This is a genomic window from Kitasatospora brasiliensis, assembly GCF_032654805.1.
Lineage (GTDB): Bacteria > Actinomycetota > Actinomycetes > Streptomycetales > Streptomycetaceae > Kitasatospora > Kitasatospora brasiliensis.
Genome location: NZ_JAUOOW010000001.1, coordinates 647,586 through 666,510, shown reverse-complemented (window position 1 = coordinate 666,510; position 18,925 = coordinate 647,586). Strand labels below are relative to the sequence as shown.

Here is an 18,925-nt window from a genome sequence, read left to right as displayed (position 1 = left end):
CGGATAGCCTGAGAAGACGATGAATCCCCAGACCACGCCCGCCGCGCCCCACTTCTCCACCCCGTGGGGCACCTTCGACCTCACCCGCTTCCCCGCCGACCCGCGCGAGCGGCTGCGGGCCTGGGACGCCGCCGACGAGTACCTGCTGCGACACCTCGCCGGGGAGACGGACAGCGCGGCCGGAGCCGCGACGGAGCTGGCCGGCCGTACGGTGGCCGTCCTCGGCGACCGCTGGGGCGCGCTGACCACCGCGCTCGCCGAGTTCCGCCCGGTGCAGATCACCGACTCCCACCTCGGTCGGCAGGCGACCCTGGCCAACCTGGCCCGGGCCGGCGCCGAGGTCGACGAGGCCCGGCTGCGCACCACCCGGGACGCCCCGCCGGAGCGGATCGACGTCCTGCTGGTGCGCATCCCCAAGAGCCTGGCCCTGCTGGAGGACCAGCTGCACCGGCTCGCCCCGGCCGTCCACGCCGGCACCGTGGTGGTCGGCACCGGCATGGTCACCGAGATCCACACCTCCACCCTCCGGCTGTTCGAGCGCATCCTCGGTCCGACCCGCACCTCGCTGGCCGTCCGCAAGGCCCGGCTGGTGTTCTGCACCCCCGACCCGGCGCTCACCCCCGGCCCCAACCCGTGGCCGCACCGCTACGCGCTGCCGTCGGACATCGGCCCCGCCTCCGGCCGTACGGTGGTCAACCACGCGGGCACCTTCTGCGCCGACCGGCTCGACATCGGCACCCGCTTCTTCCTGGCCCACCTGCCCACCCCCGCCCCCGGCGCCCGGGTGGTGGACCTCGGCTGCGGCAACGGCGTGGTCGGTACGGCCGCCGCGCTGGCCGGGCCCGGCGCCGAGCTGGTGTTCGTGGACGAGTCGCATCAGGCGGTGGCCTCCGCCGAGGAGACCTTCCGCCTCAACCTGGGCCCGGACGCCCCGGCCGAGTTCCTGACCGCCGACGCCCTGGCCGCGGACACGGTCGCGCCCGGCTCGGTGGACCTGGTGCTCAACAACCCGCCGTTCCACTCCCACCAGGCGACCACCGACGCCACCTCCTGGCGGATGTTCACCGGCGCCAAGCGGGCGCTGCGGCCCGGCGGGGAACTCTGGGTGGTCGGCAACCGCCACCTCGGGTACCACGTCAAGCTGCGCCGCCTCTTCGGCAACTGCCGACTCGTGGCCGGGAACCCCAAGTTCGTGGTGCTGCGGGCCGTCAAGCGCTGACCGGGGAGGCCCCCGCCCCCGGCCCGGGAGGTCCCTCGCCCCGGCCGGGGAGGCCCCTCGCCCCGACCGGGTCCGACACAAACTCCTTGCATGAATTTTCTGTCGCGCGTATATTCATGCCGAGACCAAGGAGGAACGCCATGGCATTGCGAGTCGCCGTCGCCGGCGCAAGCGGATACGCGGGCGGCGAGGTGCTGCGCCTGCTGCTCGGCCACCCGGAGGTGGAGATCGGGGCGCTGACCGGCGGCTCGAACGCGGGCACCAGGTTGGGCGCGCTCCAGCCGCACCTCCTGCCGCTCGCCGACCGCGTCCTGGAGCCCACCACCCCCGAGGTGCTGGCCGACCACGACGTGGTGTTCCTGGCGCTGCCGCACGGCCAGTCCGCCGCCGTCGCCGAGGAGCTCGGCCCGAACGTCCTGGTGATCGACTGCGGGGCCGACTTCCGGCTCAAGGCCGCCGCCGACTGGGAGCAGTTCTACGGTTCCGCGCACGCCGGCACCTGGCCCTACGGCCTGCCCGAACTCCCCGGCCACCGCAACGCGTTGAAGGGCAGCAACCGGATCGCCGTACCGGGCTGCTACCCGACGGCCGTCTCCCTGGCGCTGTTCCCCGCGTACGCCGCGCGGCTCGCCGAGCCGGAGGCCGTCGTGGTCGCCGCCTCCGGCACCTCCGGCGCCGGCAAGGCCGCCAAGCCGCACCTGCTGGGCAGCGAGGTGATGGGCAGCGTCAGCCCGTACGGCGTCGGCGGCGTCCACCGGCACACCCCGGAGATGGCGCAGAACCTCAGCCCGCTCGCGGGCGAGCCGGTCAGCGTCTCCTTCACCCCCACCCTCGTCCCGATGCCGCGCGGCATCCTCGCCACCTGCTCGGCCAAGGCCAAGCCCGGGGTGACGGCCCAGAGCCTGCGCGCCGCCTACACCGAGGCGTACGCGGACGAGCCCTTCGTCCACCTGCTGCCCGAGGGGCAGTGGCCGCAGACCAGCAGCGTCTACGGCGCCAACACCGCCCTGGTCCAGGTCGCCCTGGACCCCGCCGTCGGGCGGATCATCGCGATCAGCGCGATCGACAACCTGGTCAAGGGCACCGCCGGTGGCGCGGTGCAGAGCATGAACATCGCACTGGGCCTGCCCGAGGAGCTCGGCCTGCCCCTGAACGGAGTCGCACCGTGAGCCAGCCCACCAACGTCGGAGTGACCGCCGCCAAGGGCTTCCGCGCCGCCGGGGTGACCGCCGGCATCAAGGCCTCCGGCACCCCCGACCTGGCCCTGGTGGTCAACGACGGCCCCTCGCTCGCCGCCGCCGGCGTGTTCACCGCGAACCGGGTCAAGGCCGCGCCGGTGCTCTGGTCCGAGCAGGTGCTCAAGGGCGGCCGGGTCTCCGCCGTCGTCCTCAACTCCGGTGGCGCCAACGCCTGCACCGGCCCGCTCGGCTTCCAGGACACCCACGCCACCGCGGAGAAGGCCGCCGCGGAGCTGGGCCTGAACGCGGGTGAGGTCGCCGTCGCCTCCACCGGCCTGATCGGCGTACGGCTGCCGATGGACCTGCTGCTGCCCGGGATCACCGCGGCCGCGGGCGAGCTCGGCGAGGCCGGCGGCGAGGCCGCCGCGATCGCCATCAAGACCACCGACACCGTGCACAAGACCGCCCAGTACACCAGCCCGGCCGGCTGGACGGTCGGCGGCATGGCCAAGGGCGCGGGCATGCTCGCCCCCAGCCTCGCCACCATGCTGGTCGTCCTCACCACCGACGCGGACCTGGACGCCGCCGCCCTGGACGCCGCGCTGCGCGGCGCCACCCGCACCACCTTCGACCGGATCGACTCCGACGGCTGCATGTCGACCAACGACACCGTGCTGCTGCTCGCCTCCGCCGCCTCCGGCATCGCCCCGGAGCGGGACGAGTTCGCCGAGGCCGTCCGCACGGTCAGCGCCGACCTGGCCCGCCAGCTGATCGGCGACGCAGAGGGCGCCGGCAAGGAGATCCGGATCGACGTCACCGGTGCCGCCACCGAGGACGAGGCGGTCGAGGTCGCCCGGACGATCAGCCGCAACAACCTGCTCAAGTGCGCCATCCACGGGGAGGACCCCAACTGGGGCCGGGTGCTGGCCGCGATCGGCACCACCTCCGCCGCCTTCGACCCGAACGAGCTGGACGTCGCCATCAACGGCGTCTGGGTCTGCAAGGCCGGTGGCGTCGGCGAGGACCGCGACCTGGTGGACATGAAGGGCCGCGAGGTGGTCATCACCGCGCACCTCAACGCCGGTACGGCGAGCGCCACGCTGTGGACCAACGACCTGACGGCCGACTACGTTCACGAGAACAGCGCCTACTCCACCTGAGCCGACGATCCGACAAGGACACCGGAAACCGTGCAGATCGCACCCAAGGGCGAACAGGCCCGCAACAACACCGCGCTGCCCAAGGCCCTGACGCTGATCGAGGCCCTGCCGTGGCTGGAGCGCTTCCACGGCAAGACCGTCGTCATCAAGTTCGGCGGCAACGCCATGGTCGACGAGAGCCTCAAGTCCGCGTTCGCCCAGGACGTCGTCTTCCTGCGCTACGCCGGTCTGCACCCCGTCGTGGTGCACGGCGGCGGCCCCCAGATCAGCGCCCAACTCGAAAAGCTGGGGCTGGAGTCGAGCTTCACCAACGGCCTGCGGGTGACCACCCCGGAGACCATGGACGTGGTCCGGATGGTGCTGGCCGGCCAGGTGCAGCGCGAACTGGTCGGCCTGCTCAACGAGCACGGGCCTTTCGCGGTCGGCATGACCGGCGAGGACGCCCACACCATGACGGCGGTCAAGCGCTACGCGGTGGTGGACGGCGAGCAGGTCGACATCGGTCTGGTCGGTGACATCGTCAACATCGAGGCCGGCGCGGTGAAGGCGCTGATCGCCGACGGCCGCATCCCCGTCATCTCCTCGATCGCCCGCGGCGCCGACGGCCACGTCTACAACATCAACGCCGACACCGCCGCCGCCGCGCTGGCGGTCGCGCTCGGCGCCGAGATGCTCGTCGTCCTCACCGACGTCGAGGGCCTCTACAAGGACTGGCCGAACTCCGACGACGTGATCAGCCAGCTCACCGCGAACGAGCTGGAAGAGCTGCTGCCCGATCTGGCCAGCGGCATGCTCCCCAAGATGGAGGGCTGCCTGCGCGCCGTCCGCTCCGGCGTGGGTACCGCCCGCGTGCTGGACGGCCGGGTCCAGCACAGCCTGCTGCTGGAGATCTTCACCGACGAGGGCATCGGCACGATGGTCGTGCCGGGCGACGAATCGACCGTGACAGGGGGACTGGCATGACCCACAACGAGCAGTTCGCCGAGCGCTGGCAGCACTCCTTCACCGACAACTACGGCACCCCCCGCATCCCGCTGGTGCGCGGGGAGGGCTGCAAGCTCTGGGACGCCGACGGCAAGGAGTACACCGACCTGCTGGGCGGCATCGCGGTCAACGCCCTGGGCACCGCCCACCCGGCCGTCGTCGAGGCGGTCGGCAAGCAGATCGCCACCCTCGGCCACGTCTCCAACCTCTTCATGGCCGAGCCCACCATCGCCCTCGCCGAACGGCTGCTGAAGCTGGACGGCCGCACCGGCGGCCGGGTGTTCTTCTGCAACTCCGGCGCCGAGGCCAACGAGGCCGCCTTCAAGATCAGCCGGCGCACCGGCCGTACCCACCTGGTCGCCCTCCAGGGCGGCTTCCACGGCCGGACCATGGGCGCCCTGGCGCTCACCGGCCAGCCCGGCAAGCGGGACCCGTTCCAGCCGCTGCCCGGCGACGTCACCCACGTCCCGTTCGGCGACGTCGAGGCACTGCGCGCGGCCGTCACCACGGAGACCGCCGCCGTCTTCCTGGAGCCGATCCAGGGCGAGAACGGCGCCGTCCCGCTGCCCGCCGGCTACCTGAAGGCCGCCCGCGAGATCACCCGGGCCACCGGCACCCTGCTGGTCCTGGACGAGATCCAGACCGGCGTCGGCCGCACCGGCCACTGGTTCGCCCACCAGGCCGAGGAGGGCGTCGAGCCGGACGTCGTCACCCTGGCCAAGGCGCTCGGCGGCGGCCTGCCGATGGGCGCCGTCCTGGCCTTCGGCGAGGCCGCCGAGCTGCTCACCCCGGGCCAGCACGGCACCACCTTCGGCGGCAACCCGGTGGCCGCCGCGGCCGGCCTCGCGGTGCTGGACACCATCGAGTCCGAGGGCCTGCTGGAGCACGCCCAGAAGATCGGCGAGCGGCTGCGCGGCGGCGTCGAGGCGCTCGGCGACCCGCTGGTCTCGCATGTGCGCGGCGCCGGCCTGCTGCTCGGCATCGTGCTCACCCAGCCGGTCGCGGGCAAGGTCCAGGCCGCCGCCCAGGAGGCGGGCTTCCTGGTCAACGCGGCCGTCGCGGACGCCGTCCGGCTGACCCCGCCGCTGGTGCTGACCGAGCAGGAGGCGGACGCCTTCCTGGCCGCGCTGCCGGGCATCCTCCGGACGGTGCGCGAAAGCGCCCCGGCCGATGCGAGCTGACCGTTGTCCGGGAGAATAATCACATGACCGCATCCAACCCCGACGTATCCGCCACCGGCCCGACGCCGCAGGTCCCGCAGACCCGCACCGCGCGCCATCGGCGGATCGTGGACCTGCTCACCCGCCAGCCCGTGCGTTCGCAGAGCCAGCTCGCCAAGCTGCTCGCCGACGACGGACTCGTGGTCACCCAGGCCACCCTCTCCCGGGATCTGGACGAGCTGGGCGCGGTCAAGATCCGCAACCGGGACGGCGCGCTGATCTACGCCGTCCCGGCCGAGGGCGGCGACCGCACCCCCCGGGCGCCGATGGGGGAGTCGGCCAGCGAGGGCCGGATGGCCCGGCTGGCCGGCGAGCTGATGGTCTCCGCGACGGCCTCCGGCAACCTGGTGGTGCTGCGCACCCCGCCGGGCGCCGCCCAGTTCCTGGCCTCCTCGATCGACCAGGCCGAGGTGTTCGAGATCATCGGCACCATCGCCGGCGACGACACGGTCCTGCTGATCAGCCGCGACCCGGCCGGCGGCCAGGCGCTCGCCGACCACCTGATGCAACTGGCCCAGGCCAAGGCGCAGTAGGACCCGAACCCGCTTCACGACAGGCCCCGACCCCGGCCGACGGATTCCCCGTCGGCCGGGGTTTTGTGTTCCATACGGAGTAGTGCATACTTATGCCACCTACTGCACATGTGTGAAGGAGCCAGCGATGACCGCCCAGCAGTCCGCCGACGTCCGCCTCTGGGGCGCGCGCTTCGCCGACGGCCCGTCCGAGGCGCTGGCCAAGCTCTCGGCCTCGGTCCACTTCGACTGGCGCCTCGCGCCGTACGACATCGCCGGCTCCAAGGCCCACGCCCGGGTCCTGCACAAGGCCGGACTGCTCTCCGACGAGGAGCTGGCCGGGATGCTGGCCGGCCTGGACCAGCTGCTCGCCGACGTCGAGGCGGGCACCTTCACCGGCACCGTCGCCGACGAGGACGTGCACACCGCCCTGGAGCGCGGTCTGCTGGAGCGCCTCGGCCCCGACCTCGGCGGCAAGCTGCGGGCCGGGCGCTCGCGCAACGACCAGATCGCCACCCTGTTCCGGATGTACCTGCGGGACCACGCGAAGATCATCGGCAGCCTGCTGGTCGACCTCCAGCAGGCCCTGGTCGGCCTCGCCGAGGCGCACCCGGACACCGCGATGCCGGGCCGCACCCACCTCCAGCACGCCCAGCCGGTGCTCTTCGCCCACCACGTCCTCGCGCACGTGCAGGCCCTCGGCCGGGACGCCGAGCGGCTGCGCCAGTGGGACGCCCGCACCGCCGTCTCGCCGTACGGCTCCGGGGCGCTGGCCGGCTCCTCGCTCGGCCTCGACCCGCGGGCCGTCGCCGCCGACCTCGGCTTCGAGGGCGGCTCGGTCGGCAACTCCATCGACGGCACCGCCTCGCGCGACTTCGTCGCCGAGTTCGCCTTCGTGACGGCGATGATCGGGATCAACCTCTCCCGGATCGCGGAGGAGGTGATCATCTGGAACACCAAGGAGTTCGGCTTCATCACGCTGCACGACGCCTTCTCCACCGGCTCCTCGATCATGCCGCAGAAGAAGAACCCGGACATCGCCGAGCTGGCCCGCGGCAAGTCCGGCCGGCTGATCGGCAACCTGACCGGCCTGCTCGCCACCCTCAAGGCACTGCCGCTCGCGTACAACCGGGACCTCCAGGAGGACAAGGAGCCGGTGTTCGACTCCTGCGACACCCTGGAGGTGCTGCTGCCCGCGTTCACCGGGATGATGGCCACCCTCACCGTGCACCGGGAGCGGCTGGAGGAGCTGGCCCCGGCCGGGTTCTCGCTCGCCACCGACATCGCCGAGTGGCTGGTCAAGCAGGGCGTGCCGTTCCGGGTCGCGCACGAGGTCGCCGGAGCCTGCGTCAAGGTCTGCGAGGCGCAGGGCATCGAGCTGTCCGACCTGACGGACGAGCAGTTCGCCGCGATCTCCGGACACCTGACGCCCGAGGTGCGTTCGGTGCTCAGCGTCCACGGCGCCATCGCCTCCCGCAACGGGCGCGGCGGCACCGCCCCCTCGGCGGTCGCGGTCCAGCTCGCCGAGGTGAAGGCGGACCTGGCGCGGCAGCAGGAGTGGGCCGATAAGCGCTGACCCCTGGTGCGGCGTGAGAGGGGCGCGGCGGTCCGACCGTCGCGCCCCTGCGGTGTCCGCGCCCCGGCCCGGGCGTAACCGGCCCCGCCCCGGACCGTCATCCACGGTGTGTGCGCCACCCTCCCGCCCGTCCCCTCCGCCGAGGACGTCTACCTCGCCGAACGCCGCCGCCGCGTGGTCCGCGAGACCGTCGCCGCCCTGCCCGGCCGCTGCCCGCAGCTGATCGCCGCCCTCGCCGAGGACCCGCCGCCCACCTACCGCGAGCTCTCCGAGCGGCTCGGCATACCGCGTGGCTCGATCGGCCCCACCCGCTCCCGCTGCCTGGCCTGCCTGCGGATGCTGCTCCACTCGGAGCGCTACCCCTGAGCGGAGCCCGTACGGCCCGCCGGATCACGGGGTGACCCTCCTCACGTCTGCGCCCCCGAAGGTTGAGCGGAGCTGACACCCGGGTAGAGCGCTGGCGAACGCGGCTCTTGACGGTGGCGCGATCGCTCGGATACTGAGCGTGAGCGCGCGCCACCCTCTGCGCGCCGAGCACGACGACTGGGGAGGCCCCTCCACATGGGCATGAGCGTGATCATCTCGGCCGCTGAGGCCGAGGACGCGGAGCAGATCCTCAAGCTCCAGTACCTCGGCTACCAGCCCGAGGCCGAGCTGTACGGCGACTGGGCGATCGAGCCCCTGACGCAGAGCCTGGAGAGCTTGCGCGCCGAACTGTCCGAGCAGCACTTCCTGGTCGCCCGGCTGGGCGACGAGGTGGTCGGCACCGTCCGCGGCCACATCGGCGCCGACGGCGTCGGCCGGATAGGGCGCCTGGTCGTCCATCCGCGGATGCAGCGCCACGGCCTCGGCGGGCGGCTGCTGGACGCCCTGGAGCTCCGGCTGGCCCAGGACGGCCCGGTCCACGCCTACCAGCTGTTCACCGGCCACCGCAGCCTCGGCAACCTGCGCCTGTACGCTCGACAGGGGTACCACCAGACCCGGGTCGAGCAGATCAGCAGCCGGCTGAGCGTCGTCCACCTGGAGAAGGACGCCGAGACGCCGCTCGCCGCGACGGCCTGAGCTCCCCCGCGCGTTTCGCGGCGCCGCCACCATCCGGACGGACGGTGGCGGCGCCGAGTCATATCCATGCTGGTCAGAGCGTCGGACGTCCGCATTGCGGACAGATCCGGCAAAAGAGTTGGGCGGAGTTGGGCCGATCTGTTTTACTGGCTCACATGACTGCGACGACGAACTGGACCCCCACCGGCACCCTGCCGGCAGGTGAGCGTGCCATGTGTCGTCGAATGTGTCACTGCTGAGGGTCATCGCCCCCGGCGCCCCTTCGAGGGTGCCTCCTCCTCGCGCCCCGAAGCGAGACTCCGGTGCCGCTCCCGCCCGTGTGAGCGTGCCCCTCCTCCCGTACCCGTTCCCTTGACGTGCCCGCCCACCCGTGGGCGCCGTGCCTCCACAGGGCCACGCCGCCGCGCGGCCCCACCGGGCCACGGCCGTGACCGAGGGACGACAGGTCCGGATCCCCCCTGGCGCAGCGCCATGACGTCGCCGCCGGCCGCGAACACCGGTCGGACGGTCGACCCATGCCGCGCGCCCCCGACTTACGGAAAGCCGCTGTGATCACCACCACGGACCTGACAAAGGTCTACCGTTCCCGAGGCCGCGAGGTGACCGCCCTCGCCGGCGTCGACCTGCACGTCCGCCCGGGCGAGGTCTACGGAGTCGTCGGCACCAGCGGTGCCGGCAAGTCCACCCTCATCCGCTGCGTGAACATGCTGGAGCGCCCGACCTCCGGCACGGTCACCGTGGACGGCGTCGAGCTGACCGCGCTGCCCGGCGGCGAGAACCGGGCCGGCAAGGAGCTGCGCGAGGCCCGCCGCCGGATCGGCATGGTCTTCCAGCACTTCAACCTGCTCTCCTCGCGGACCGTCCAGCAGAACGTCGAACTCCCGCTGGAGATCATCGGACTGGACCGCACCGAGCGCCGCCGCAAGGCCGCCGAACTGCTCGACCTGGTCGGCCTCGGCGACAAGGCCCGCAGCTACCCCCAGCAGCTCTCCGGCGGCCAGAAGCAGCGCGTCGGCATCGCCCGGGCGCTGGCCGGCGACCCCAAGGTGCTGCTCTCCGACGAGGCCACCTCGGCGCTCGACCCGGAGACCACCCGCTCGATCCTCAAGCTGCTGCGCGAGCTCAACCAGCAGCTGGGCCTCACCGTCCTGCTGATCACCCACGAGATGGACGTCATCAAGTCCGTCTGCGACTCCGCCGCCCTGATGCGCGGGGGCCGGGTGGTCGAGTCCGGCGAGCTCACCGACCTGCTGTCCCGGACCGGCTCGGAACTGGCCCACGAGCTGTTCCCGCTCGGCGAGTTCGGCACCGGCCGCAGCGGCTCCACCGTGCTGGAGATCACCTTCCAGGGCGACACCTCGGCCCAGCCCTTCGTCTCCCAGCTCGCCCGCACCTACCAGGTCGACATCAACATCCTCGGCGCCGCGGTGGAGACCATCGCCGGCCGCCAGGTCGGCCGGATGCGGGTCGAGCTGCCCGGCAGCCACCAGGACAACGTGGTGCCGATCGGCTTCCTGCGCGAACAGGGCCTCCAGGTGGACGTCCTCGACACCAACGGCATCGGCGCGACGAACGGAGCGGTGGCATGACCTGGGACCAGATGCAGGAGCTGATGTGGCCCGCCACCCAGGAGACGCTCCAGATGGTCGGCCTGTCGACCCTGTGCACCGTCCTCCTCGGACTGCCCCTCGGCGTGCTGCTGGTGCTCACCGCCAAGGGCGGAGTGCTCCAGAACCAGCCGGTGAACAAGGTGCTCGGCGCGATCGTGAACCTCACGCGCTCGATGCCGTTCATCATCCTGATGATCGCGCTGATCTCCTTCACTCGCTGGGTGACCGGCAACTCCCTCGGCTGGCAGGCGGCCACCGTCCCGCTGACCGTCGGCGCGATCCCGTTCTTCGCCCGGCTGGTCGAGACCTCCATCCGTGAGGTCGACCGCGGCCTGGTCGAGGCCGTCCACGCGATGGGCGGCGGCACCTGGACGCTGGTGCGCAAGGTGCTCGTCCCCGAGGCCCTCCCCGGCATCGTGGCCTCCGTCACCACCACGGTCATCGCCCTGATCGGCTACTCCGCGATGGCCGGCACGGTCGGCGGCGGCGGCCTCGGCGACCTCGCCTACCGGTACGGCTACCTGCGGTTCGAGACCACCTTCATGTGGATCATCGTGGCGGAGATCGCGGTCATCGTCACCGTGATCCAGCTGGCCGGCGACTACGCCGTGCGCCGACTGGCCGGCCGCGGCCTCGGCGGCGGACGCACCCGCCTGCTGCGCCCGCGCCCCGCCGCCACCGCCACCGGCGACAAGGAACTCGTCGCCCCCTAGACCTCCCTCGTCCGACCCCGGACGCGGCTCCCCGTTCCACGCAGAAAGGCACTTTTCGTGCGCAACGTTCTGAAGTTCACCAGCATCCTCGCCACCGCCGGCGTCGCCCTCTCGCTCGCCGCCTGCGGCAGCTCCGGGTCCTCCTCCTCGGACCCGAACGCGCCGCTCAAGATCGCGGCGACCCCCACGCCGCACGCGCAGATCCTGAAGTTCGTCAAGGACAACCTCGCGGAGAAGGCGGGCCTCAAGCTCGACATCAAGGAGGTCACCGACTACGTGACCCCCAACACGGCGGTGCAGGACGGTTCGGCCGACGCCAACTACTTCCAGCACCTGCCGTACCTGGAGGACTTCAACAAGAAGAACGGCACCGACCTCGTCTCGGTCGAGAACGTCCACCTGGAGCCGCTGGGCGCCTACTCCAAGAAGGTCAAGTCGCTCGCCGACCTGCCGGACGGCGCCACCGTCGGCCTGCCCAACGACGCCACCAACGAGGGCCGCGCGCTCAAGCTGCTCGCCGACAACAAGCTCATCACCCTCAAGGACGGCGCCGGCACCGCCGCCACCCCGGCCGACGTCACGTCCAACCCGAAGAACCTCAAGTGGAAGGAGCTGGAGGCTGCCCAGCTGCCCCGCTCCTACGCCGACCTGGACGCCGCCGTCATCAACAGCAACTTCGCGATCCAGGCCAACCTGAAGCCGACCAGCGACGCCCTGGTGCTGGAGAAGGCCGAGAACAACCCGTACGCCAACATCCTGGTCGTGAAGAAGGGCAAGGAGAACGACCCGCGGGTGAAGAAGCTGGAGGAGCTGCTGCACTCCGACGAGGTCAAGAAGTACATCGCCGACACCTTCGACGGCGCGGTCATCCCGGCCTCCTGAGGCGCTCCCCGCACCACAGCCCGACCCCCGACCGGGCCCCCGCCGAACACGAGCGGGGGCCCGGTCGGGCAGTATGCACCAGGGACGGCTCCGACCGGCCGCGATCTGACGTACCGTCGTGCGGGCGGGCGCACCGTGTGGCACCTGGGGCACGACGGAGGCGTACGGTGTTGTGTTCACGACCCGGCGAGGAGAGACGGCATGGCAGCGAGCTTCCCCGAGACCGCCATCAGCACCGAACGGCTGCTGCTGCGACCCCTTGCGGAGGACGACGCCCCCGGTCTGGCCACGATGATGGCCGATGACCTCGTCCTCGCCTGGACGGACCTGCCGCACCCCTTCACCGAGGAGTACGCGAGCGAGCTCGCCCGCACCCTCGCCCCCGCCCACCGGGCCGCCGGGCGCGGCATCGTCTTCGCCGTCACCGAGCACCTGACCCAGCGCCTGGTCGGCCTGGTCGAGCTGCGCAACACCGACTGGCGGCTGCGCAGCACCGAGATCTCCTACGTCACCGCCGTCTGGGCGCGCGGCGAGGGCTACGCCCCGGAGGCCGTCCTCGGCGTCGCCCAGTGGCTGTTCGAGGACCGCGGCTTCCTGCGGATGGAGCTGCGCACCGCCGCGGGGAACACCGCCGCCCAGCAGGTCGCCCAGAAGATCGGCGGGATCAGCGAGGGCGTGCTGCGCAGCGCCTGGATAGTCCGGGGGGAGTCCGGCGAGGTGGTCCAGGAGAGCCGCAGCGACCTGATCCTGTGGAGCCTGCTCCCGGAGGACCTGGAGTCGCCCGAGCCCGACCGCGCCGGCTGGCACGGCGACCACCGCTACGTGCTGCGCGACTGAGGTACGGCGCGCACCACCGTCGCCTTGTTCACCCGGGGCGGACATGTGTGCGAGATGTCGGGTTCCGGGGGATCACACCCGGTAGCCTCGGCACCGGCACCGCACGACGGCGGATCGAGTGGCGCACCGAGTCGAGGGAGAGCGGCCGCAGATGGCTGACCGGATCACGGTCATCGGGTGGGACGGCACACCGCTGACCGAGGCCGCCGGCGCGGCCCTCGCCGCGGCGACCCTGGTGGCCGGCGCCCCCTACCAACTCGGCGCCCTCCCGGTGCCGGAGTCCGCCGAGCGGATCACCCTCGGCAACATCCGCCAGGCCGCCCGCCGGATCGCCGAGCACCGCGGCGCGGCCGTCGTGGTCGCCGAGGGCGACCCGGGCTTCTTCGGCGTGGTGCGCACCCTGCGCCGCCCCGAGTACGGCCTCGAACTGGAGGTGCTGCCCGCCGTCTCCTCGGTGGCCGCCGCCTTCGCGCGAGCCGGCATGCCCTGGGAGGACGCCCAGGTGGTCAGCGCCCACGGCGGCCGGCTGCGCCGCGCGGCCAACATCTGCCGGGCCCACCCCAAGGTCGCGGTGCTCACCGCGCCGGGCGCCGGGCCCACCGAACTCGCCCTGATGCTGCGCGGGGTGCACCGGACCTTCGTGGTCTGCGAGGCCCTCGGCACCCCCGACGAGGACGTCACCGTCCTCACCTCCGACCGGATCGCCGACCACGTGTGGCGCGACCCCAACGTGGTGCTGGTGATCGGCGGCGCGGCCCGGCCCGGGGTGGACGAGGCGGCCGGCTGGCTCGCCGGGCGCCCGGTCGGCTACCCCGGCGCGGAACGCGGCTGGGCGCTCCCCGGTGATGCCTATGCGGGCGCCGGGCGCACGGCGGGCGAGCCGGGCGCACCGGAGGCGCTCCCCGCCCACGTACGCGCCCTGGTGCTGGCCCGTCTGGGTGCCCGCCCCGGGGACCTGGTCTGGTCGGTCGGCGCCGGCAGCGGCGCCCTCGCGGTGGAGGCGGCCCGGTTCGGCGCCGCCGTGGTCGCGGTCGAGGGCTCCCGCTCGGCCTGCGCCCGGCTGACCGTCAACGCCCGCCGTTTCGGCGTCGAGGTGGAGGCGGTGTACGGCAGCGGCCCCGAGGTGCTCGGCGGTCTGCCGGAGCCGGACGCGGCGGTGGTGGAGTCCGGCGGACTCGACGTGGTGCGCGCGGTGCTGGACCGCCGCCCGGAGCGCTTCGTCGCGCTGCCCAGGACCCTCGCCGAGGCGGAGGAGGTCCGCCGGGCCATCGCCGGGGCCGGCTACCGGGCGGACGGCGCGCTGCTCCAGTCGACCCCGCTGCGTACGGCGGGGGAGGACGAAGGGCTGGCACTGGGGGCGGGCGGGGCCGGCGTGCTGGTGCTCTGGGGTGAGCAGATCGGGTGAAGGCCTTGGGCGTGCCCGGGGAGCGTCGATGGCGGTGACGGTGATCCAGGTCGCATCCGGACACCGATTCGAGAGGTGACCGTGCGGTGCCGGTAGTGTGACGTCCTGGGTGGCCGCGTCGGTCGGTGCCCCACCCGATTCAGTCGGTTTGTCACCTTTTTGACGTGGTGCAACCCGCTTCTGCTCGGAGTGTGGGCAATTCGACGGGCCTCGTGCCGGACCTGGAGAATGCCGTAGGGTCCGGTGCGGTCGTGCCGGTTGCTCCGGGTTGTCGTTGTTTCAGACGATGTGCCGCCCCGCGTGGGCGGTGCGCCGGGCCGGGGTGCCACAGCGCGCCGGATGGACTTGGGCCGCAGCGCCACGGCGCGGCGGCCGCATGTGGTTAGGGGCGGGTCGGTGCAGGTTCGGCCCGCGCGGATGGGCGTTGCGATCGGTGATCGCGTCGCCGAGGGCGCGGCAGCGGCCTGGAAGGAGCTTTGACAATGACCGATGGCGGCCACGTCCCGGGCGAGGGACTGCCGGAGCACCTGAACGCCGGGCCGGACCCGCTCGGCGGACCGGAGGGCGTCGCGGGCGTTGCACCCCTCCAGGGCGTCGCGACGGACGGCGGGATGATCCCGAACCCGGCGGCCCCGATCGGCGGCGTCCCCGGGGCGATGCCCCCGGGTGCGGGCGTCATCCCGCCGCAGGGCCAGCACGGCTACGGCGTTCCCGGCGAGGGCTGGGCCGTCGACCAGGGCGCCCCGCGCCCGGCCTTCCACTTCCTCGACCAGCCCGACGCGCCGGACGGCCTGGACGACGATGACGACGTGCTGCTGATGCCGGGTCCGCAGGGCTCCTGGGGCGAGCCGATGGCGGCCGCGCCGCAGCCGGACGGCATGCCGGTCGAGCCGTCCTGGCCGCCGGTGGACCCGCCGGGGCTCGGCGCCGAGCACGGCGTCCAGCAGCAGCCCGTCCAGATGCAGCCGCAGGTCCAGCAGCCGGTGACGCAGGCTCAGCAGCCGCGCCGCCCGCTGCACGCCGGTCCGCCGATCCCGGACCCGTCGCTGATGACCGGCCAGGTGCCGGTCCGCTCGCTCGCCGACCGCGGGCCGTCGCAGGGCGGCACGCCCGCGCACGGCATCCCGGTGGTCGGCCGCCCGCCGGTGGCCGAGGCCGTCGCGCCGGCTCCGGCCGTCGCGCCGCAGGGCGTCCCGGTCGCTCCTCCGGTGGCCCCGGGGGTTCCGGGCGTCCAGGGCGTTCCGGCGGTGGACGGGCAGCAGCTGCCGCAGGTACCGCAGGTCCAGTTCATCGAGCCGGCTCAGCAGGCCGAGCAGGCCCACCTGGTCCAGCAGGTGCCGCTGGCCGGGCCGCCGGTCCAGGTCGTACCGGCCGTCGAGATGGTCGGGGCGATCGAGGTGATCGAGGTCATCGAGATGCCGGAGGCCGTCCAGCAGGCGCAGGTCGCCCAGGCCGAGCAGGTCGTGACGGCGCCTGAGGCCGTCGCGGAGGCCGTCGTGGCCCAGCCGGTCCCGGCCGAGACCGCCGCCCAGCCGGTGGCCGAGGCGGTGGCCGTGCCCGTCGCCGAGCCTGCCGTGGCCGAGGGCGCTGTCGCCGAGCAGGTCGCCGTCGAGGGCGTTGCCGCCGAGCAGCCCGAGGCCGCGGCCCCGGCCGGTCAGCCGCGCCGGATCTCCGCCTTCCTCGCCGCTCCCACCTCGCACGGCCTGCCCAAGGTCGCGGCGGCCGAGCAGGCCCCGGCCGTCGCGGAGGCGGCCCCGCAGCAGCCCGCGCCCATAGCGGCCGCCGCCGAGCCGCAGGCCGTCGCGGTTGCCGAGGTCGTTGAGGTCGTTGAGGTCGCCGAGGTCGTTGAGGTTGCCGAGACGGCCCAGGTTGCCGAGGTCGTCGAGGTCGCCGAGTCCGCTCCGGCCGAGCAGGCCGTCGAGCAGGCCCAGCCGGTTGAGGCCGCGCCGGAAGCCGTCGTGGAGCCGGTCGTCGAAGCGGTTGCCGAGGCGGTTGCCGAGACCGCCGCGGGCACCGGTGAGATGCCGTCCGGCCAGGTGGTCGCCGAGGCCGCAGCCGAGGCCGAGCAGCCGCAGCAGCAGGCCGAGGTCCCGGCCCAGGCGCCCGCCGAGCAGGCCGAGCCGGTCGCGGAGCAGGGTGTGGAGGTGCCCGCCGAGGTGACCGCCGACGCCGCTGCCGAGGCCGAGCAGGTCCAGCAGGCCGAGCCGGTCGAGCAGGCCGTCGAGGCCACGGCCGAGGTTGTCGAGGAGCCGCACGCCGAGCAGCCCGTCGCCGAGCAGCCCGCCACCGTCGAGGCTGCCCCTGTCGAGGGTGCGGTCGCCGAGGGTGCCGTCGAGCAGCCCGTCGCCGCCCCGGAGGCCGAGGCCCCCGTCGAGCAGGCCCCGGCCGAGGCCGAGCCGGCCGCCGTCGTGGAGCCCGTCGCCGCCGAAGCCGAGCCCGTCCAGGAGCCGGCTGCCGAGGTCCCGGCCGAGGCCGTCGAAGCTGCCGAGGCCGTGGAGACCGCCGAGGAGCCGCAGGCCGCCCAGCCCGCCCCCGAGGCCGTCGAGGCCACCGAGGAGCAGCCCGCCGAGGTTGCCGACGTGCAGCCCACCGACGCGCAGCCCACCGAGGAGCAGCCCGCCGCCGCGGAGGCGCCGGAGCAGCAGGAGCAGCCCGAGGAGCAGCCCGAGGAGCAGTCCGAGCAGCAGCCCGAGGAGCCCGCCGAGCCGCGCGGCCCGGCCGCCCCCGGCTACGACGAGGTCGGCCGCGAAGCCGTCCACCAGGTGATCCGCGAGCGCCGCGACATCCGCAACGGCTTCCGCCCGGACCCGATCCCGCACGAGGTGCTGATCCGCGTCCTGGAGGCCGCCCACACCGCGCCCAGCGTCGGCTACTCGCAGCCCTGGGACTTCGTGGTGATCCGCTCGGCGAAGACCCGCAAGCGGATGCACGCCCTGGCCGAGCGCCAGCGCGAGGCGTACGCGGACTCGCTGCCCAAGGGCCGGGCCAAGCAGTTCAAGGAAATCAAGATCGAGGCCATCCTCGAAACCCCGGTCAACATCGTGGTGACCGCCGACCGCACCCGCGGCGGCCGGCACACCCTGGGCCGCCACACCCAGCCGCAGATGGCCCCGTACTCGGCCGCCCTGGCCGTCGAGAACCTCTGGCTGGCCGCCCGTGCCGAGGGCCTGGGCGTCGGCTGGGTGAGCTTCTTCGACGACGAGGAGCTGGTCCGCGAGCTCGGCCTGCCCGAGCACCTGGAGGTCGTCGCCTACCTGTGTGTCGGCTTCGTCGACGAGTTCCCGGACGAGCCCGAGCTGGAGCAGCAGGGCTGGGCGAAGAAGCGCCCGCTGTCCTGGGTCGTCCACGAGGAGCAGTACGGCAACCGCGCGCTGCCCGGCGAGGAGCCGCAGAGCCTGCTCGCCGACACCCTGCGCGGCATCCGCCCGCTGGACGCCAAGGCGCTCGGCGAGGCCTGGGACCGGCAGAAGCGGATGACCAAGCCGGCCGGTTCGCTCGGCATGCTGGAGATCATCTCCGCCCAGCTGTGCGGCCTGTCCCGCAAGTGCCCGCCGCCGATCCCGGAGCCCGCCTGCGTGGCGGTCTTCGCCGGTGACCACGGCGTGCACGCCCAGGGCGTCAGCCCCTGGCCGCAGGAGGTCACCGCCCAGATGGTCGGGAACTTCCTGGCCGGGGGAGCGGTGATCAACTCCTTCGCCAAGCAGATCGGCACCGAGGTCTGCGTGGTCGACGTCGGCGTCGCCGCCGAGCTGCCGGACGCCGTCCAGCAGGGCCGCGCGACCGGCCTGCTGCCGCGCAAGGTCCGCCCCGGCACCGCCGACATGACCCAGGGCCCGGCGATGACCCGCGAGGAGGCCCTCCAGGCCATCGAGGTCGGCATCGAGACCGCCCGCGACCTGGTCGCGGCGGGCAACAAGGCGCTGGTCACCGGCGACATGGGCATCGCCAACACCACTGCCTCGGCCGCCCTGATCTCGGTGTTCACCGGTCTCGACCCGGCCGAGGTCACCGGCCGCGGCACCGGCATCGACGACGAGACCCACGCCCGCAAGGTCGAGGTCGTCCGCGCCGCGCTGGCCCTGCACCAGCCCGACCCGAGCGACCCGGTCGGCGTCCTCGCCGCGGTCGGCGGTCTGGAGCACGCCGCCCTGGCCGGGTTCCTGCTGGGCGCCGCCTCGCTGCGCACCCCGGTGATCCTGGACGGCGTCATCGCCGGTTCGGCCGCGCTGGCCGCCAAGGCCATCGCCCCCGAGGTGCTGGCCGCCTGCATCGCGGGCCACCGCTCCGCCGAGCCCGGCCACCAGGCCGCGCTGGCGAAGCTCGGCCTGCGCCCGCTGATCGACCTGGACCTGCGGCTCGGCGAGGGCACTGGTGCCCTGCTGGCGCTGCCGCTGGTGCAGAGCGCTGCCCGCGCGATGCACGAGGTAGCCACCTTCGACTCCGCCGGGGTCACCGAGAAGGCCTGACGCGTTCCGACACCGCTCCGCGGACCGGCCCGAGGGCGCGCCGGACCGCGGAGCGGTGTCGCTCCGTCCCCTCCCCACACCCTCCCCCCTTGATCAGGAGC

The 18,925-nt window shown here is 73.4% G+C and carries 15 protein-coding genes; all 15 read left to right on the top strand.

Annotated features, from left to right (window positions below; translation table 11 throughout):
• The first annotated feature begins 19 nt into the window (after window positions 1-19).
• The 15 genes from QWJ13_RS03010 to cobT all read left to right on the top strand — a co-directional run bounded on the left by QWJ13_RS03010 (window position 20) and on the right by cobT (window position 18,824).
• Window positions 20-1,219 carry a methyltransferase gene (locus QWJ13_RS03010; RefSeq protein WP_316520277.1) on the top strand — a complete coding sequence of 400 codons (1,200 nt, stop codon included), beginning with the start codon at window positions 20-22 and terminating at the stop codon, window positions 1,217-1,219.
• 140 nt (window positions 1,220-1,359) lie between these two features.
• Window positions 1,360-2,388, top strand: a complete 1,029-nt coding sequence (gene argC / locus QWJ13_RS03005) for an N-acetyl-gamma-glutamyl-phosphate reductase (protein ID WP_316520276.1) — start codon at window positions 1,360-1,362, stop codon at window positions 2,386-2,388.
• Window positions 2,385-3,557: a bifunctional glutamate N-acetyltransferase/amino-acid acetyltransferase ArgJ gene (gene argJ, locus QWJ13_RS03000; protein ID WP_316520275.1), complete on the top strand. Its 1,173-nt coding sequence runs from the start codon at window positions 2,385-2,387 to the stop codon at window positions 3,555-3,557. Before argC ends, argJ begins: the two co-directional genes overlap by 4 nt.
• A 30-nt stretch (window positions 3,558-3,587) precedes the next feature.
• Window positions 3,588-4,520, top strand: coding sequence for an acetylglutamate kinase (gene argB / locus QWJ13_RS02995; RefSeq protein WP_316520274.1), 933 nt, complete (start codon window positions 3,588-3,590; stop codon window positions 4,518-4,520).
• Window positions 4,517-5,722, top strand: a complete 1,206-nt coding sequence (locus QWJ13_RS02990) for an acetylornithine transaminase (RefSeq protein WP_316520273.1) — start codon at window positions 4,517-4,519, stop codon at window positions 5,720-5,722. The genes argB and QWJ13_RS02990 overlap by 4 nt, the downstream gene beginning before the upstream one ends.
• A 23-nt stretch (window positions 5,723-5,745) precedes the next feature.
• A complete protein-coding gene (locus QWJ13_RS02985) occupies window positions 5,746-6,294 on the top strand; it encodes an arginine repressor (protein WP_316520272.1) in 549 nt (182 codons plus the stop codon).
• A 127-nt stretch (window positions 6,295-6,421) separates the two neighbouring features.
• Window positions 6,422-7,849: an argininosuccinate lyase gene (gene argH / locus QWJ13_RS02980; RefSeq protein ID WP_316520271.1), complete on the top strand. Its 1,428-nt coding sequence runs from the start codon at window positions 6,422-6,424 to the stop codon at window positions 7,847-7,849.
• 108 nt (window positions 7,850-7,957) lie between these two features.
• Window positions 7,958-8,215: a winged helix-turn-helix domain-containing protein gene (locus QWJ13_RS02975; RefSeq protein WP_316520270.1), complete on the top strand. Its 258-nt coding sequence runs from the start codon at window positions 7,958-7,960 to the stop codon at window positions 8,213-8,215.
• Between the two features lie 195 nt (window positions 8,216-8,410).
• Window positions 8,411-8,911 carry a GNAT family N-acetyltransferase gene (locus QWJ13_RS02970; protein ID WP_316520269.1) on the top strand — a complete coding sequence of 167 codons (501 nt, stop codon included), beginning with the start codon at window positions 8,411-8,413 and terminating at the stop codon, window positions 8,909-8,911.
• A gap of 548 nt (window positions 8,912-9,459) precedes the next feature.
• Window positions 9,460-10,500, top strand: coding sequence for a methionine ABC transporter ATP-binding protein (locus QWJ13_RS02965; RefSeq protein ID WP_316520268.1), 1,041 nt, complete (start codon window positions 9,460-9,462; stop codon window positions 10,498-10,500).
• Window positions 10,497-11,234 carry a methionine ABC transporter permease gene (locus QWJ13_RS02960; RefSeq protein WP_316520267.1) on the top strand — a complete coding sequence of 246 codons (738 nt, stop codon included), beginning with the start codon at window positions 10,497-10,499 and terminating at the stop codon, window positions 11,232-11,234. Before QWJ13_RS02965 ends, QWJ13_RS02960 begins: the two co-directional genes overlap by 4 nt.
• Before the next feature lie 57 nt (window positions 11,235-11,291).
• Complete coding sequence (locus tag QWJ13_RS02955) at window positions 11,292-12,116, top strand: MetQ/NlpA family ABC transporter substrate-binding protein (protein WP_316520266.1); 825 nt, start codon at window positions 11,292-11,294, stop codon at window positions 12,114-12,116.
• Between the two features lie 201 nt (window positions 12,117-12,317).
• Window positions 12,318-12,953, top strand: a complete 636-nt coding sequence (locus tag QWJ13_RS02950; RefSeq protein ID WP_316520265.1) for a GNAT family N-acetyltransferase — start codon at window positions 12,318-12,320, stop codon at window positions 12,951-12,953.
• Between the two features lie 151 nt (window positions 12,954-13,104).
• Window positions 13,105-14,358, top strand: a complete 1,254-nt coding sequence (gene cbiE / locus QWJ13_RS02945; RefSeq protein WP_316520264.1) for a precorrin-6y C5,15-methyltransferase (decarboxylating) subunit CbiE — start codon at window positions 13,105-13,107, stop codon at window positions 14,356-14,358.
• Between the two features lie 482 nt (window positions 14,359-14,840).
• On the top strand, window positions 14,841-18,824 hold the full coding sequence (cobT, locus tag QWJ13_RS02940) for a nicotinate-nucleotide--dimethylbenzimidazole phosphoribosyltransferase (protein ID WP_316520263.1): 3,984 nt from the start codon (window positions 14,841-14,843) through the stop codon (window positions 18,822-18,824).
• Window positions 18,825-18,925: the final 101 nt, after the last annotated feature.

Coding starts and splice junctions, on each gene's coding strand:
- QWJ13_RS03010 (WP_316520277.1), top strand. CDS start 20: ATGAATCCCCAGACCACGCCCGCCGCGCCCCACTTCTCCACCCCGTGG.
- argC (WP_316520276.1), top strand. CDS start 1,360: ATGGCATTGCGAGTCGCCGTCGCCGGCGCAAGCGGATACGCGGGCGGC.
- QWJ13_RS02990 (WP_316520273.1), top strand. CDS start 4,517: ATGACCCACAACGAGCAGTTCGCCGAGCGCTGGCAGCACTCCTTCACC.
- QWJ13_RS02985 (WP_316520272.1), top strand. CDS start 5,746: ATGACCGCATCCAACCCCGACGTATCCGCCACCGGCCCGACGCCGCAG.
- argH (WP_316520271.1), top strand. CDS start 6,422: ATGACCGCCCAGCAGTCCGCCGACGTCCGCCTCTGGGGCGCGCGCTTC.
- QWJ13_RS02970 (WP_316520269.1), top strand. CDS start 8,411: ATGGGCATGAGCGTGATCATCTCGGCCGCTGAGGCCGAGGACGCGGAG.
- QWJ13_RS02960 (WP_316520267.1), top strand. CDS start 10,497: ATGACCTGGGACCAGATGCAGGAGCTGATGTGGCCCGCCACCCAGGAG.
- QWJ13_RS02950 (WP_316520265.1), top strand. CDS start 12,318: ATGGCAGCGAGCTTCCCCGAGACCGCCATCAGCACCGAACGGCTGCTG.
- cbiE (WP_316520264.1), top strand. CDS start 13,105: ATGGCTGACCGGATCACGGTCATCGGGTGGGACGGCACACCGCTGACC.
- cobT (WP_316520263.1), top strand. CDS start 14,841: ATGACCGATGGCGGCCACGTCCCGGGCGAGGGACTGCCGGAGCACCTG.